The organism is Fibrobacter sp. UBA7003 (assembly GCA_002449765.1).
Taxonomy (GTDB): domain Bacteria; phylum Fibrobacterota; class Fibrobacteria; order Fibrobacterales; family Fibrobacteraceae; genus Fibrobacter.
Genome location: DJXN01000014.1, coordinates 102,998 through 115,899 on the forward strand (window position 1 = coordinate 102,998; position 12,902 = coordinate 115,899).

General features: G+C 55.0%; 10 protein-coding genes and 2 tRNA genes. 5 read left to right on the top strand and 7 right to left on the bottom strand.

The annotated features are described in order from the left end of the window. Nucleotides 1-272 precede the first annotated feature (272 nt). Nucleotides 273-357, bottom strand: a tRNA-Ser gene (locus B2952_RS11250). Nucleotides 358-636: 279 nt separating this feature from the next. Here B2952_RS11250 and B2952_RS11255 point away from each other — a divergent pair. Genes B2952_RS11255 through B2952_RS11265 form a run of 3 tightly spaced genes read left to right on the top strand, consistent with a single transcriptional unit; the run spans nucleotide 637 to nucleotide 5,096 of the window. After that, nucleotides 637-2,904, top strand: a complete 2,268-nt coding sequence (locus tag B2952_RS11255; RefSeq protein WP_290734252.1) for a DEAD/DEAH box helicase — start codon at nucleotides 637-639, stop codon at nucleotides 2,902-2,904. An 18-nt stretch (nucleotides 2,905-2,922) separates the two neighbouring features. After that, nucleotides 2,923-3,807, top strand: a complete 885-nt coding sequence (locus B2952_RS11260; protein WP_290734250.1) for a nuclease-related domain-containing protein — start codon at nucleotides 2,923-2,925, stop codon at nucleotides 3,805-3,807. 11 nt (nucleotides 3,808-3,818) lie between these two features. Beyond that, the gene (locus B2952_RS11265) at nucleotides 3,819-5,096 is read left to right on the top strand and encodes a M16 family metallopeptidase (RefSeq protein ID WP_290734248.1); all 1,278 of its coding nucleotides are present in this window, start codon (nucleotides 3,819-3,821) and stop codon (nucleotides 5,094-5,096) included. A gap of 7 nt (nucleotides 5,097-5,103) precedes the next feature. Here the strand turns inward: B2952_RS11265 and B2952_RS11270 are convergent, their stop codons facing one another. The 5 genes from B2952_RS11270 to B2952_RS11290 form a co-directional block, all read right to left on the bottom strand. Continuing rightward, nucleotides 5,104-6,285, bottom strand: a complete 1,182-nt coding sequence (locus tag B2952_RS11270; RefSeq protein WP_290734246.1) for an acyltransferase family protein — start codon at nucleotides 6,283-6,285, stop codon at nucleotides 5,104-5,106. A 25-nt stretch (nucleotides 6,286-6,310) separates the two neighbouring features. Continuing rightward, nucleotides 6,311-9,850 carry a hypothetical protein gene (locus B2952_RS11275; RefSeq protein ID WP_290734244.1) on the bottom strand — a complete coding sequence of 1,180 codons (3,540 nt, stop codon included), beginning with the start codon at nucleotides 9,848-9,850 and terminating at the stop codon, nucleotides 6,311-6,313. 114 nt (nucleotides 9,851-9,964) lie between these two features. After that, on the bottom strand, nucleotides 9,965-10,471 hold the full coding sequence (locus B2952_RS11280) for a type IV pilus modification PilV family protein (protein ID WP_290726290.1): 507 nt from the start codon (nucleotides 10,469-10,471) through the stop codon (nucleotides 9,965-9,967). A gap of 7 nt (nucleotides 10,472-10,478) precedes the next feature. Beyond that, a complete protein-coding gene (locus tag B2952_RS11285; RefSeq protein ID WP_290728483.1) occupies nucleotides 10,479-11,054 on the bottom strand; it encodes a pilus assembly FimT family protein in 576 nt (191 codons plus the stop codon). Between the two features lie 201 nt (nucleotides 11,055-11,255). Beyond that, nucleotides 11,256-11,783, bottom strand: coding sequence for a hypothetical protein (locus B2952_RS11290; protein WP_173365581.1), 528 nt, complete (start codon nucleotides 11,781-11,783; stop codon nucleotides 11,256-11,258). Between the two features lie 67 nt (nucleotides 11,784-11,850). Here B2952_RS11290 and B2952_RS11295 point away from each other — a divergent pair. Both B2952_RS11295 and B2952_RS11300 read left to right on the top strand, forming a co-directional pair. After that, nucleotides 11,851-11,933, top strand: a tRNA-Leu gene (locus tag B2952_RS11295). 18 nt (nucleotides 11,934-11,951) lie between these two features. After that, nucleotides 11,952-12,377, top strand: coding sequence for a hypothetical protein (locus B2952_RS11300; RefSeq protein ID WP_173365580.1), 426 nt, complete (start codon nucleotides 11,952-11,954; stop codon nucleotides 12,375-12,377). Nucleotides 12,378-12,389: 12 nt separating this feature from the next. Here B2952_RS11300 and B2952_RS11305 read toward each other — a convergent pair whose 3' ends face one another. Continuing rightward, nucleotides 12,390-12,899 carry a hypothetical protein gene (locus tag B2952_RS11305; protein ID WP_173365579.1) on the bottom strand — a complete coding sequence of 170 codons (510 nt, stop codon included), beginning with the start codon at nucleotides 12,897-12,899 and terminating at the stop codon, nucleotides 12,390-12,392. Nucleotides 12,900-12,902: the final 3 nt, after the last annotated feature.

Sequence of the window (12,902 nt, forward strand, 5' to 3'; positions counted from 1 at the left end):
TAGGTTTATTTATATTAACATACAAGGGTATGGAGTTTTTTTTGTTGAGAGTGCGACAACGAGGAGAGCTATGAAAGTGTGTGATTGGAGAGAGGGATGGACTGCGCGGTCATTTCATTCCCGTGCAGCCCTTCGGGTTCTGGCCTTCGGCCAAAATCTCAGACGTCTGCGCTTCACTGCGTTCCGCAGACGTCTGTCGAACCCTCTGCGAGGGTTCGAACCGCTACCCTATGAAAAAATAAGGAACCCGCAAGGGGTTCCTTATTTTTTCAAGGAGAGAGAGGGATTCGAACCCTCGGACCTGTGACAGTCTCCGGATTTCGAGACCGGCCCAATCGACCACTCTGGCATCTCTCCAAGGTTCGCATAATTTAGTAAAGATTTCGCGGTTTGTCTACCCTAGGCCCCACGACAGGTCTTCCCCCGCTCGTTTTCTTTTCTTGCCACCCTTTGAAACGGCCTGCCGTATTTCTACATTTGGCCGCGAATCCAAAAAAAGGATCCAACAGAACTTCAGGTTTATAAGCGCGAGTGCGCTTCGGGGCTTTTCAAGGTTCGGCCGGGCAACCGGCGCTAGAACCATTCGATAGTGCGGCATGGGCCGCAGATGAAGTTTACGGGTCCTGAAGGTGAACTATGTCGAAAGATACCGAAGAGCGTATCCCTGAAGAGGAAATTGACCCGGAATCCAAAATTGCACGCGAGGCGGACGCTTTCCTGATTGCCATCGCCGGCGGCGCCGACGAAGACGAGGCAGACGAGGCCGCATTCTTCGCAACAAACCCGAACGGCGTTGTCGTCGACGAAGAAGGCGACGTGCTGAAGAAGGGCCCCAAATCGGCCATCGAAGTCGGCACGAAGGTCGAAATCGAGGACGGCGAAGTCGAACAGCCCGAAGATGACGATTCGGCAACTTCATCCACCTCGGACGAGGATTATGCCGAGTCGAAGAAGGACTGCGCGGAACCGGCCGAAGAATCAGACGAAGATCCGGGCGACGAAGCACTCGTAACCTTCGAAGACCTGGGACTTGCCGACGAAGTTCTCGAAGCCATCAAGGCGATGAACTACGAGACTCCCTCCCCCATCCAGGCGAAGGCGATCCCGGCACTGTTGCAAGGAGCAAACCTGCTCGGCACGGCGCAGACCGGTACCGGCAAGACAGCCGCTTTCTCGCTCCCGCTGCTTTCCAGGCTCGACTTCAACGGCCATGAGACCACGATGCTCGTGCTCACGCCGACACGCGAACTCGCCATCCAGGTAGCGGAAGCTATCCAGCAGTATGCCGCCAAGATGCCGAAGGTGCACGTAGTTCCCGTCTACGGCGGGCAGGATATCGCAGTGCAGTTGCGCGCCCTCAAACGCCAGGCGAACATCGTGGTCGCCACCCCGGGCCGCCTCATTGACCACATCAAGCGCGGCTCCATCGTGCTTTCGGGCGTGAAAGCCATCGTGCTCGACGAAGCCGACGAGATGCTCGACATGGGATTCATGGAAGACGTGGAAACCATCCTGAAAGAAATCCCGGCCACGGCCCAGCGCGCGCTCTTTAGCGCCACGATGCCGAACGAAGTCAAGAAGATTATCGACCAGCACCTCGGCGAATACGAGGAAGCCCGCATCGAAGGCAAGACGACGACCGTCGAGAATATCCGACAGCGCTACCTGCTGGTGAAAAACGAGCACAAGATCGAGGCGCTCGCCCGCGTGCTGGAGGGCGAAGACTTTGACGGCGTTCTGATTTTCGTGCGCACCAAGCAGAGCACCACCGAAGTCGCCGAGAAGCTCGAAAGCCGCGGATTCAACGTGGCCCCGCTCAACGGCGACCTCGCGCAGTCCATGCGCGAACGCACCATCAACCGCCTCAAGATGGGCAAGCTCGATATCGTCGTCGCCACCGACGTGGCCGCCCGCGGTATCGACGTGGACCGCATCTCGCTCGTGGTAAACTACGACATTCCCTACGATACGGAATCCTACGTGCACCGCGTAGGTCGTACGGGCCGCGCCGGGCGAAGCGGGAACGCAATCCTCTTCATTACCCCGCGCGAAAAGCGCATGCTCAAGACCATCGAGAAGGCCACCCGCCAGCCCATCGAGGTGATGGAGATGCCGACCGCCGACGTCATCAGCGCAAAGCGTGTCGCCGCGTTCAAGGCAAAAATCAAGAGCGTGCTCAGCTACGGCGAACTCGACAAGTTCAAGGAACTTGTCCAGAGCATGGTCGCAGAAGGCTGCAATATGGAAAACGGCGTCGCTCTCGAAGACGGTTCCGTGCATGAAATTACGGCAGAAGATGTCGCTGCCGCCGTCATCAAGATCTGGCAGAAAAAGCAGCCGCTATTCCCGGAATTGAAACCGCTCGACGCCCCGCGCGAAAGAGGCGAACGCCGCGAACGCGGAGACAACTTCGGGCTCGACCGCGAAGAAAAGAATCGACTCCGCAAGGAGCGCAAGGAAGGCGAAAATGGAGTCGAGGAAGGCTACCTGCGCTATTACCTGGGCGTAGGCCGCCGCGACCACGTGACTCCCAAGGACATCGTGGGCGCCATCGCCGGCGAAGGCAACATCAGCAGTTCTAACATCGGTCGCATCAAGCTGTTCGACAAGTTCAGCACCGTAGAGCTTCCCGAGACCATGCCGCAGGAAGTGCTTGACATTCTGTCGGGCATGACCATCCGCGGGAACGAAGCCCGCTTCCGCCTGATGACCGACGAGCCGCCCACCGGCCCCGCTCCCGGAACCAAGCCGCACGGCAAGGCGCACCCGTTCGAAAACCGCAAGGCCCGCCGAGAACGCATGTTCGGCGACCGCAAGTTCCACAGGGACCGCGACGAGCGGGGTTTCGGCGAAAAGAGAGGCGACAAGCCCTTCCGCAAGACAAGGCGATTCGGCAGAGTCTAGTTTTTCTATACTTGCGGCATGTCCTTTTCGCTTTCGACTCTCCTCGGTTTAATTCTGCTGCTCGCCCTTGTCTTTTTCAAAATCAAGGGCAAGGCGCCGAAAAAGAACCACAAGATGTACCACAGCGATGGACGGCGCAAGACCTTTCACGATTTTGAGCACGAACGGCGCCAGGGACTCGGGAATAAAGCTCGCGACATGGGCAAGCCCTTCGAACTGGGAGGCTACGGAATCACGCATGCCCCCAACCGCAGCGAGAACTTCTTCAAGCTAGACCCGAAATTCAACGATGAACGCATCGTGAACGACCCGCGCGGCATTTTCGGCGAAGCGGCGATGATGGCGCTCACCGCACGCGTCTGCGACACCGACAAGCGCAAGTACGTGCTAATGCGGAACCTCTACGTTCCCGCGCGCGCAGGTTACACCGAAATCGACGCGCTGCTTTTGCACCAGTCGGGATTCTACGTTCTCGAAAGCAAGAACCTCTCCGGCGAAATCTCGGGCGACCTCGAAAGCGAACGTTGGAATCAGCACCTAACCGAGCACACGGAGCACACGTTCCACAATCCCATCCGCCAAAACATCGGACACATCCTCGCACTGGAACATTTCCTGAAAATCCGCCACGAGCAGGCTCACTTTATTTCGTTCATTGTATTCAGCGACCGCTGCGTTCTCCGCAAGGTACCAAAGGACAACGAATTCTGGAGCATCGTCCACTGCAGCGAACTGCAGGATGTCCTGCTCAAGCGCATATCGGGACGTAAGACAATTTATACCCCGAAACAAATCGAGGATTTTTACTACAAACTCACCACCTGCATGAATGCAAGCGAAGAAGTCAAGGCGAAACACCGGGATTACACGCACCGAAAGGGAGTATCCCGCGAACAAAATTAAAACGATACACTATGAAGCAGATTGTAAAAAAGACAGTTCTCGATAACGGCATCACCATCCTGACAGACTACATGCCGCACGCTTACTCGGTTGCGGTTGGCGTTTGGGTGCCGCGCGGATCCCGCCACGAGGCGAAGGATGAATTTGGCCTAAGTCATTTTTACGAGCACCTGGTATTCAAGGGAACCGAAAAGCGCAGCGCCCTCGAAATCGCGCACGCCATCGAGGACAAGGGCGGGAACCTGGAAGCATACACCACAAGGCAAGAGACCGGGTTCTACGCGCAGATTGAACGGAGCCATCTTCCGCTCGCTATCGACGTGATTGCCGACATGCTCATGCACCCGCGCATGGACAAGGGCGAGATGGAAAAAGAACGCCGCGTCATCATCGAGGAAATCCACAGCTACGACGACATTCCCGAAGAAATCGTGGGCGACGTATTCAATGCAATCCACTTCAAGGGTTGTGGCATCGCGCATTCCATCACGGGCACCGTCAAGCAGGTGAAGGCGCTCACGCACAGGCAGATGCTCAAGTATAGGGAGCAGGTCATAAGCGAGATTCCGCTCCTCATTTGCGCTTCAGGCAAGGTGGACCACGAGGAACTCGTGCAACTTTGTGCGGAAAAGTTCGCGCAGAAAAAATGCTCCGGCGTGTTGCCCGCAGACACCTACAGGGCACACAACAGCGTGAAGGTCGTGCAGAAACAGGACATCGCGCAGTCGAACCTCTTCTGGGGCTTGAGCTTTGACCGCAACCTGATGGACGAGCGCGGGCGTTGCGCCCTCTCGCTTTTCAACGTCGCGATGGGTGCGGGCATGGCATCCCGCCTGTTCCAGAAGATTCGCGAAGACAAGGGCCTCGCCTACTCCGTGTATTCTACCGCGGATATCTACTGCGACTGCACCGACTGGGGCGTATCGCTTGCGACCGAGCCGCACCAGCTCAAGACTGCCCTCGAGCTTTCGCTGAACGAAACGCACGGTTTCTTGAAGCGTGGTTTCAACAAGGGCGAATTCGAACGCACCAAAACAAACATTCTGGGAGGCATGTACCTCGGCGCCGACAGTCCCGAAAAACGCGTTGTCCGCATGGCCGAACAGACGCTACACCTGGGCGAGTTCCACACGATGGAGCACTCCGAGAAAATCATCAAGTCCATGACCGAAGAAGAAGTCGTCGGTACCGTAAACCGCCTGTTCGGTGCCGCAAAGTTCTCCGCCGCGGTCATCGAGCCCGCCGGCCGCAAGAAGGCCGAGCTCCCCCTCGACTTTTTCGAACATTAAGCAACAGCTATTTCGACTGCACGGCGCGCGCCCTGCGCTTCTTGTTCCAGACCTTGAACTCCATGTAGAGCGTGCTCACCGTGTAGACGAACAGCATAAAGAGGAGCGTGTTCTTGGGAGTGTTCAGGTTGCATATACCCCAAGCAATCGTGATGAGCGGAAGGTGTATGAGGTAAGGGTAGAAACTCGCGCGGCCCACCTTGCGCACGATGCCGATACAGAAGAATCGCGCCATGAACCCCTTGCCCGAAAGGAGCGAGAGCACGAACAACCCGTAGATGAACACGGCGACGCTATGGTGAATAAAGTAGTTTACGCCGGAATTGAACGAGGGCGACATGAGGAAGAGGCTCCCGTAGAGGGCGGCAAGGAGCAATGCCTGAACGATTCCGCTCACGTAGTCCTTCTTGAGGAACTCGAAGAAGCCTTCCTTGTACAGGCGGAAGATGACCATGCCGAAGATGTACTCGAACACGCGCACGGGGGCGAACATGTGGAAGAACCTGTACTTTTCATCGTAACTGTCGAACCAGAGGTTGCCCGTAAGCCCGAAGAACACTGCCCACGCGATACCCGGGATGAACACCGCAAAGAAGAGGATCCAGAGGGTGCGGCGATTCTGCCTAAAGAGCCAGCGGCTGAACCACGGCGTGATGGCGTAGCACATGAAGAAACTCGTGAGCGACCAGCTGGGTTCATTGAGTTTCATGCCCAGGTCGGGAACGATAGACCACGTGAGCGAAAGGTGCAGAAGCAGGCTACGCCAGGGGTGGAACATCTTCGCAAGCCCCGCCGAGGCGCAATCGACGATTTCGCCTGGGCCGGGCAAGTGCGTGTAGCCGCTGAACTTGAACACGAGTACCACGAACATGAGAAGGGTCATGAAGAAGTGGAGCCGATATAGCTTCGCTATACGGGCGAACATGAACGGGATTACCGGTATGCGGCGTTCCGGATCGCTGAACTTGCTTGCAAAGAGGAACCCCGCGAACACGTAGAATATGCCTGCCGCAAATGCGGGAGCGGTAAAGACGGGCATAAGCCAAGTGTTGCTTGCCATGTAGGCAAGCGCGCTCGAACTACCCAAGTGGAGCATCACGATGTTTATGCTCGCGAGGAGGCGCAGGCCGTCAATCGCCGGAAAGTAATCCGGCTTTTTTGCACCTGCGTTCGGGGAGTTCTCTGCCATCGTGCGGTATAATTTAGAAAATCTGCTACCGCAGCAAAATCTTCTGCAAGGCGACTTGGCTACCAGAGACAACGCGGATAACGTGGAGACCGCGGCGCGGGATTTCCAGCAAAATCCTGTTAGAGCCTTCGACCGCTTTGAAATCCACAGTAGCGACAACGGATCCCTTCGTATCGACAACATCGACACGCGATCTGGCACCGTTCAAGCCGGCAGAAGCATCAAATACAACCTGCAAGGCGCCGGCATTCTGCGAGGCGCGCAAGCCCTGCAATGTCTGCGCGACAACCTTCCTTGCAGACTTCGCAACACGGATGTTCGCGGACTTCGCCGTCGTAGAAAGCGCCAACTGCAGCGTCTCACCGTCACGCATTTCGGTAGTCACGCCATCGACAGTCACGAACACGCGAAGCCCGCTCGGGAGAATTCCATCGATACCCGCAAACTTCAGGTAACCCGCACGCGCGCTTGTTGCCGAAAGCTCCACGTCCCATTCATACGCGTCTTCGCCGAGTGCCTTCACGCTCTTTGCAAGGCGCCTGCCCGCATCCATGATGCTGAGGTTCACGCGGTTGCCCATGCCTGCAGGCGGTTCCTCGGAACTCCAGGCTACCTTGCCCGCGCCGAGCATATTCCAGCTGTCCATCTTGCCGTTCGCATCGGAGAGTTCCACCTGCAATGCCCAGCCGTCGGCGCCGGCCGCCTTCGCAAGCACACCCTTCTTGTTGAGCGACTTCACGGGTTCCGTTTCACCTTCCTCATTCACGAAATCAACAAAGGCCGGCTCCGTAGAAAGCGGCAAATCCTTTGCCACACCGCGATTGAGCCTTACCCACACGGCTTCGTAAGGTTCAAGTTCCTCCACAGCTTCAGGCGGGTCGTACTGGCCAGTTTGCGTGTTCCAGCGCCAGAATTCCAACTCAGGCTTTTCTTCCCGATTTTCCTGACCAGCAACGCCAATCTTCATCTTCCAGCCGTAAGGGTTAGAGACCAGGTTCCAGCCGCTGTTTACGCTATCGAGCGACCACACGGCCTCGCCTGTAAAGGCCTCATCCTTGAGCACAAGCGGGCGGCCTTCGAGCGAATTGTACCAGTACCCCTTTCCCTGTTCCGGTGAATCCTTCTTTGTGAAATTCTTGTACTGCCAGTAATCGCCGAAACTGGCAAATTCATCCCACCAGTAGAACACCCCGTCATCGTTCCACTTGTAGCTATCGAAATCGACATCCGAAAGCGCAATCATCTGCCAGCAGTCTCCGCAATCATTCGCGATTTCGCGATTCACCTCGAAATCCCACTCGCGCACGTCCGGATTGTCGCCCTTCCCGTTGTACATCTTTGCGACGACATGGTACATGCCTGCGGCAAGCGGATACTTTTCCCACGTGATCATTTCGGGCCATCCGCCGTTCGGAAAATCCATCGTGGAATCATCGATTACATTTCCGTCCAAATCCTCGAGGAAAACACTTACAAAAGGCGTTCCATTTCCAATCGTGAAGTCGTCCGTCTTTACGGCAAGCTGGACAGCGTTACCCGACAGGAACAGAGTCGAGGAGGCCACATCAACTTCTCCCTCATCCACGCCGTTTGAATCTGGCGAAGCACCTGCCATAAGTTTGAAGAAGTAATCACCATCGTACGCCTCTTCCGCAGAGAACCTCTTGTACGGGCCGTTGTCGCTCGGGCCTTCCCAGTGAACAGGGTCGCGGTCGGCATTCGGCTGTTCTAGACTAGCCGCAAATTCGAGCCACGCCGTATTCGTGATTGCTCCAGATTCATCCGTCACGAACTCGAACTCGTTAGTACCCATCCGGTAATTATTAAACTGTCCAAGCATGCGCTCCTCGCTTTCGGTAAGGCATCCCGACTCGATGCAGTCAAGCATAAACACAATCCTGTGCACGTTGGAGATTTCCGCATTTACACCGTGGTAAGTCGATGCAACATACGGATAAACGCGTGAGGAATCTGCAATCCACTCCACCGTGGCATTCCCGTAATCTGCATTGAAGCGGTTCAGGACATCGGCAAAGGCCTGACCCTGCATATACTCCTTCTCAATGATGCCCACGGAGACCGCTTCGCGCGTATCTCCACCCAACATGTAGGTGTCCGAGTCAAAGTTGTCCGTCGCCACCGCATTCCCGGCTGCGCTCCGGTAGTTGCCGTGGGCATAGGCCTTGGGAGCGAGGGCTTTCTCTTCAACGTCAATCACGGAAAGTTCGCCAAAGGTATTCAATTCGTATGCACAGGATATATGCTCCTGGTTCTGCTCATTTTCCGGCATATATTCTTTCAGGTAGTCGCAGTAAGCTTCACCAAACATGCCAGAAGCGGAATCATTGGCGGCTTCGGTGTAATGGAAATTCGAGACTATACTTATATCGTTCGCATTCTTGGAAAGGGAATCAGAGAATACAGCCAAACCGACAAGGTAACCCGCCTTGCAATGTTGCGGGCCCCTTTCCGATGAACAAGTGATATCGCTAAAGGTGTAGGTGGAATGGAACCACACCATCGTATTGTACGTAAGCGAGCCGACAAGTCCGCCCAGGTAAGATATTTGCTTATTTCCCGCAGAAGCATCGTCACTCAGCAAAGACGTCTCAAGCCCCACCCGGCGCAGTTCGACACGCCCTGTATGACCGACAATTCCACCTATGTGCGCTTCAACCATGGAAACCTCCTCGACAAAGTGATGGGCACCATCCCAGAGGTATGCGTTGTTCGACACGCTAAGGCCATCTACGGAGACGCCGACCGCAGACATATTAGACACGCTGCCCGCAAGGCCTCCAATCGCGACCGAAGAAGGATAAATTAAATCGACAGCGTCATTCAAGTCCATATCGGGAACAGAACGGACCTGAATGGAGTTTCCCTCGAAATCCGTCACATAAAGCCCGACCGACGACGAAACGAAAAGGCCCGCTACAGGGGCACTTATGGTCGCGTTTGCAACATAGACATTATTCACTTCGGGTTCATTCACAGCCGTGCCAAAAAGGCTCGCAAAGGTAAGGGATTCCAGACGAATGTTCTCGAACCGGACATTCTGAATGGAACCAATCAAGTTTCCGCCAAACGAGGCCTCATCAGAAAGCGAGGTATAACAGATTCCCCTAATCGTATAGATACCGTCTTCCGCACTTGTAAGTTTTATCTGAGACGTAATATCAAACTCGAACGGCTTGAAATATTCATTACACGACTGCGTCTGCCCGTCATAACCGCCGAAGTCGATATCCGAAGCAAGCAACAACGCTTCTGGCTGAACGTTAGAATTATAGAGAAGTTCGCCAATAAACTCATATGCCGTTTGGTAACCCTCCGGAGAATCCCATTTTTCGAAACACGACTCGCCCGAGTCCGGTTCGTACGATGCATTCTGCTGCGACAGCTGGATTGCAGCATTATAATTGACATTCCGCGTCAGTTTCACGCAATAGAACTTGGACGCACCTTCCTGCTCGTCCGAAAGGTCCGCGGACCAGGAGATTGTCACAAGAAAAGAAAGCGCAAGCGCAGTTGCTGTTTTCAAGAGGGTAGATTTCCTAACCATACGGAATCTCCTAATAAAACCATACTCTTTAAAAAGTATATAAAAAAATTAGAAATGCAAATCCAAAAGAAAAAGCCGGGAGCAAATCCCGGCGAAAATCACAGTCAATGCGGCCTAGCGAATCACGGTGGACATATTAATGGACTGCGTGGAGCCCTTGAACTGCCAGGAGACCTGCACGTTCACCTGCTTGGCATAGACATGTTGAACCGACTCAAGGTTCGATTCGCTTGTCGCAGTATAGTCGGTCGTAGGAGAAACCGTCACGGTCGGAGTATACTGGATGGTGGACTGTCCTCCACCGACCTTTTCGCCACGGTCCCAGGAACGCTGTATCGGGTCCCATTTCCAGATATAGTCATGGCCAACAACCTCATCTTCACTGTCGTCCCCTGGTGGCGTAGACTCATCGGGAATGGACGCGATGCCGATACGGTTCAGGGAATCTATGACCTGCTGTGCGACCTCGATGGCGCCGTCACGCCCACGGATACGGAGCAAAGCCTCGCGGTTGCCCGTCTGCATGTGGAGAATCGCCATGTACAAAAGACCGAGAACCACCGCGGAGATAAGCACCTCCGTGATGCCGAAACCTTTCTTGCTCTTCATTAACTTATCCATAACACACCTACGGTTCAAACCAGCTCGCACCAGAATCGTAACTCAACTCATAATACATAGAGAACTTCGTCGGGGACTTGATGGAGGCCGCAAACCGGTCTGTACTTCCATATCGGATCAAAATACAGCCACTGGAAATAGGTGACACACCTATTTTAGGAGTAAGCAATATTGACGTCTTGGCATTTAGCGTCGTTTCGCCCCCAAGCGTCGGACAGTCAGTACCACCAGCCTGTCCAGGAACAAACGCGCTTACCGACTCAAGCGTCATCTCATCAAGAATTTGTGAATCATGCGCAGAGCAGTTTCCATCATCGCCAACTGTAGTACATTTATAAAGTCTCAGTGACTTGTTGTTATTTTCCACTTCCACGGTCAGTTTCTCGTTCAACCGCGTAGCCTCGTTCGCCGCGCGCTGCATGAAGGCGGTCACGTTGATACCGGCGTCCTTGATTCGGCTGTTCGCAACCGCACTGCGCAGACTGGCCACCCCGATACCGGAGAGGATGCCCATGATGGTGACCACCACGAGGACCTCGACCAAGGTAAAACCAGCTTTTCCGGGGCGTATTCCCAGTTTCATCCTGCACTCCTGTAAAACCACAACTACTTGATACTCAAAAAGTTAGCAATTCAAACCCTCCGCGGATTTTTATACACCTCAAAAAAACCGGCTCCGCGGACGACCGGCTCCCTAAATATATATTAAAAACGCCGAAGGCGGTAAAGTTTTATTTACTATAATGCAAAAATAAGATTTTTTGCCGTTTTTGAACTATTTTCGCTACTTTCCGTAGACCGCGCGGCCCTTATAGCAGGTAATGGCATCCTTCGGGCAGGGGCTATGGTAATCCGAGGCTTCGTTCTTGAAGACCTCATTTACGATTTCCTTCGCGGCGGGGTTTGTACCCGAGCGGACCGAGACCACGTAGAAGATGTCCGAATCGCGGGTTGCGACCACAACCTCGAAATTAAACTTGTATTCGCCCTTTTTCCCGCGAACCTTGAACCCGTAGGGAATTTCCTCGATGGTAAAGACCTCGCTCATCGGGGCCTCGAAATCCGTATCCTTCCAAGCTCGCCCGAACCCGTCCTGCCGAGCCTTGAACCAGCCCTCGGGGTTATCCGCATTGGCCTCCTCCATGGCCATGTTGATGTCGGCGATGTAGCTATCACGAAGCGAAGCGAGTTCCTCGCGGACTTCGCGGTAGGTATCCAGATCCTCGTCATAAGCGAACGCGGGCACGCACAGGGCAAACGCAATGGCGATTGCCCCCAGAACAGAACGAAAACTTTTCGAAAGAGGTGTCATCAAAGAACAATCTAACAATTTTTTGCAAGTGCGGCCACGGAAAATGCTATATTTGGCACGCACACCTGCCCGGGTGGTGGAATGGTAGACACTGGGGACTTAAAATCCCTTGGGGGCAACCTCGTGCGGGTTCAAGTCCCGCCCCGGGCATTAACCTTGGGAATGACCATGATCGAATTTTACCCGAACAGCATCTACTACCCCCGCGAAGCCGTGGAAGAAAAGCTCGCGAAGGGTGAACTCGAACGCACCGAGAAGCACCTCATGGGCTGGACGGAACGCCACCGCGGCGAAATCTGGGACTGCGCCCGCGACGACTCGGAAAACCCGAGCGACGAAGTGCTGCTCGACAACCTCCGCGCACTGCTTCTGTGCAAGGGGTCCCTCCAGCCTGCCGCCGAGATGGGCGACATGATTCGCGAAATCACGAAGGAAGTGTGGTACCGTAACGAAGACGCCCCCGAAGCCCCTGACCAGGTGGCCGCGGAATGGCGCGTGAAGTACCTGACCAAGTGGCGCGAAGCCCGCATGTTCGAGGCGTTCATCCTCATCGAGAAGCGCACCGAACAGCTGCTGAAGATTTTGAAGGGCTAGCCGCCCGCTCCATCAACGGCTATACTTTTCATTCCACCGAATCGGGAACCAAATTTCCGTCTTTCCCTGCGTACTGCGGCGGTATCGCCAGTAAAATTCGATGTGTTCCCTGAGGTCGCTTTCCAGGGAGCGGTCCTTGGCATCCGAGAACTGGAACTCCCCACAATGGAAGACCCCCAACGAATCTATGGTGAGGCGGAGTCCGAGAGCCACATCCCCCGAACCGCGGTGGGCCTTGAAGTAGGCCCGAGCAAGCCAGTGGAGCCCGGCAGCACGGCCTTCCAGGTACTTTACGAACGCCGGGATATCACGGCCTGCAGAATTGTCCAACACGTAGATGTCATCGACCGAAGGCAATACCACCCGTCCGCTGAAACTCCGGAATTCCTCCGCCTCCGGAACAGGCTCCGCCATCTCGCGAACCGCCCCCACGTCGCGCAACCGCACATAGGGTTCGAACAGGGCTATACCGGCCACGACGACCGTAAGGAAGGAGAAAAAGTAGGGAAGGAGTTTACGCATGCG

What these genes read in the sequence shown, in the direction of transcription:
- B2952_RS11290 (WP_173365581.1), bottom strand. Translation starts at nt 11,783, where the DNA reads ATGACACCTCTTTCGAAAAGTTTTCGTTCTGTTCTGGGGGCAATCGCC.
- B2952_RS11270 (WP_290734246.1), bottom strand. Translation starts at nt 6,285, where the DNA reads ATGGCAGAGAACTCCCCGAACGCAGGTGCAAAAAAGCCGGATTACTTT.
- B2952_RS11305 (WP_173365579.1), bottom strand. Translation starts at nt 12,899, where the DNA reads ATGCGTAAACTCCTTCCCTACTTTTTCTCCTTCCTTACGGTCGTCGTG.
- B2952_RS11255 (WP_290734252.1), top strand. Translation starts at nt 637, where the DNA reads ATGTCGAAAGATACCGAAGAGCGTATCCCTGAAGAGGAAATTGACCCG.
- B2952_RS11285 (WP_290728483.1), bottom strand. Translation starts at nt 11,054, where the DNA reads ATGAAACTGGGAATACGCCCCGGAAAAGCTGGTTTTACCTTGGTCGAG.
- B2952_RS11300 (WP_173365580.1), top strand. Translation starts at nt 11,952, where the DNA reads ATGATCGAATTTTACCCGAACAGCATCTACTACCCCCGCGAAGCCGTG.
- B2952_RS11260 (WP_290734250.1), top strand. Translation starts at nt 2,923, where the DNA reads ATGTCCTTTTCGCTTTCGACTCTCCTCGGTTTAATTCTGCTGCTCGCC.
- B2952_RS11280 (WP_290726290.1), bottom strand. Translation starts at nt 10,471, where the DNA reads ATGGATAAGTTAATGAAGAGCAAGAAAGGTTTCGGCATCACGGAGGTG.
- B2952_RS11275 (WP_290734244.1), bottom strand. Translation starts at nt 9,850, where the DNA reads ATGGTTAGGAAATCTACCCTCTTGAAAACAGCAACTGCGCTTGCGCTT.
- B2952_RS11265 (WP_290734248.1), top strand. Translation starts at nt 3,819, where the DNA reads ATGAAGCAGATTGTAAAAAAGACAGTTCTCGATAACGGCATCACCATC.